A 2,606-nucleotide genomic window follows, 5' to 3' on the forward strand; every position below is an offset into this window, starting at 1 on the left:
ACACTATTAAATTCTTTATAGTATTTTTTGCGAATTGAATCTAAATATTCGCTTTCAATTACTCCTTGCTGAATTAAAGCTCGAGCGTATACTGTAGAAATTAACTCTTTTTCTTTAATTAATTTATAAAGCTTAGGTTGAGTTATGGTTGGATCATCGGCTTCATTGTGCCCTTGTCTTCTATAGCCAACAAGATCAATTACCACATCTTTTTTATATCTTTGACGATATGCAAAAGCTAGATTTGCAACTTTAGCTACTGCATCTAAATCTTCAGCATTAACGTGGAAAATAGGTGCGTCAACCATTTTAGCTATATCTGTAGCATAGGTTGAAGAACGCATATCCTTTAAGTTATTGGTTGTAAATCCGATCTGATTATTAATAACTATGTGGATACCCCCACCTACCGAGTAACCCCTTGTATTAGACATATTTAGCATTTCTTGAACTATACCTTGTCCTGATACAGCAGAGTCACCGTGAATGTAAATCGGAAGAACATAATTAGTTCCTTGAGATACATTTACCTCACCACGATTAGTATATTCTTCTATTTTTTCATCTAGATTATATGCACAAATTTTTGCACGTGACGCCCCCATAACAACCGTATTCACAAACTCTAAATGTGACGGGTTGTACATAAGGTGAGCATTTAAGTAGTTTACTGGTTTATTGTCTACAATTTTTGCTCTTGTTGAGGAACTAGGTGCAGTTTTATTAAAAATAGAACTACGTCCATAGTGATATTTTACATCTCCTGCAAAAGAATCATTTAATTCATGTTTACCTGCAAAAAGATCATAAATTTCTTGCATTGACATCCCAAAGTGGTTTGCAAGAACATTTAATCTTCCACGGTGTGCCATCCCCATAACTATATCACGGAAGTTATTATCTGCACTTAGATTGAACAATGAATCTAAAAGAACAATAAGAGATTCAGTCCCTTCAAGTGAAAATCTTTTTGCTCCAGGATATTTATTATTGAGAACTATTTCAAACTGTTCAGCACGTACAAGTCTATTGAGCATACGTATTTTATCGACATATGTATTTTCGTAGTCATAGTGCTCAATCGCTTTGCTTAACCATTCTTTAGTTGCAAGATCAGAAATATGGTTATATTCAAAACCTATAGTTGAAGCATAGATATATCTAAGCTTTACATATAAATCTAATACTTTATATTTTTTTGCTCCCGCAAATGGAAATTGTAAAGTTACATCTTGGTCTGGATGTAGATTAAAATCTATTAAATTGAATGGCGTACTTTGATTACGTTTCCAAAGATTTAATGGATCTATTTGTGCAATTAAATGTCCATAATTTCTATAGGTTTCAATTAGGTTTGCACATGAAGTACTCTCATGACCAGTAGTATTTACATAATAACGACTCTTAGTTATTTGTGAGCTTTCTTCTAAATCATGAAACAGCTGTGCCCAATTAGCATCAACGCTATTTGGATCAACGGCATATTGTTCGTATAATTGTTCAATATATAACTGGTTAAATCCTGATAAGGAAGTAGTACTTAACCATTCTTCAAGAGATTTTCTCCACATCTTTTTTCCTTTTTCTAAATTGGAAGCATGAGTAACTTATTCATTAAGAGCATTTTGCGCTTTGATAGCATCTTCAGTGCGATATTTAGCTTGTTCTTGCTCTATTTTTTGTTTTACTTGAGAAGATAAACCAGTAAGAGCTTCATATTTCTTATTAATAATCGATGGAGTTCCGTAATAAGATAATTTTAAGTCCCCATCCTCAAATAGTAAAGTTTGTCCATTTGACATTTTGTGCCATCTTTCATCAGTAACAGGCATAGTACAAATAATGGTTACTTTATCATTTTTATTAGCATAACAACTTAAATTAATTACCCCACCGTCATCAAGTCTACGAATTAAACCTTCATCTTGAGCAGATCTACTAATCCAATAAAGATTAGTTGAGCAGTGGGCAATTAAAAATGTACCATTAGAAACTACAAAGTTTAATATTCCCGAATTAGCATAAGTATCAACAAATTCGCTAACTGCTAAAAATAAAGTATTTATATCAGGTTTATCAGTAAACTTTTTCCTGAGATAAGATACCAAATGGGTAAAAAATAATTCGCTATCAGTTTCTCCTATAACATTTAATTTATCTTCTTCAGAGAGATTAGGGAAACTTTCTAAATGTCCATTATGACAAAAAACCCAATTTTCAGACCAAAGTTCTCTGACAAAAGGGTGACAATTAACTAATTTCGGAGCTCCGGATGAAGCTCTACGAATATGAGCAATGATATTCTTACTTTTTATTTGGTAAATACGCACTAAATTACGAACATAAGAACGATAAGCTGCTTTATCGTCTTTTAGTAGTCTTACATTGTTATGTTCTTCGAAAAATGCAATTCCTGTACCATCTACATTTGTTTCAGTAATACCTGCTCGATTAACAAAACCTTCAAAGGAGAAGATTATATCTGTTGGTGCATTTGCGTTTAACGCTAAAATTTGACACATATTATTTTAATTCTTTATATAAAAATATAGCATCTATTGAATCTAAATTATTTCTGTATACATTTGCTACTGTTTTATTTATTC

At 32.0% G+C, this 2,606-nt stretch carries 2 protein-coding genes; both read right to left on the reverse strand.

Annotation, left to right across the window (positions count from 1 at the left end; genetic code table 11):
• Nucleotides 1-1,571, reverse strand: a 1,571-nt coding sequence (locus CKF59_RS07430) for a thiamine pyrophosphate-dependent enzyme (protein ID WP_245959290.1), incomplete at its 3' end; no start/stop codon positions are given.
• Between the two features lie 36 nt (nt 1,572-1,607).
• Entirely contained in the window at nt 1,608-2,522 is a 915-nt protein-coding gene (locus tag CKF59_RS07435) for a class II glutamine amidotransferase (protein WP_245959291.1), read from the reverse strand.
• Between the last annotated feature and the right edge of the window lie 84 nt (nt 2,523-2,606).

The sequence above is a fragment of the Psittacicella gerlachiana genome, assembly GCF_003585965.1.
GTDB classification, from domain to species: Bacteria; Pseudomonadota; Gammaproteobacteria; order Enterobacterales; family Psittacicellaceae; genus Psittacicella; species Psittacicella gerlachiana.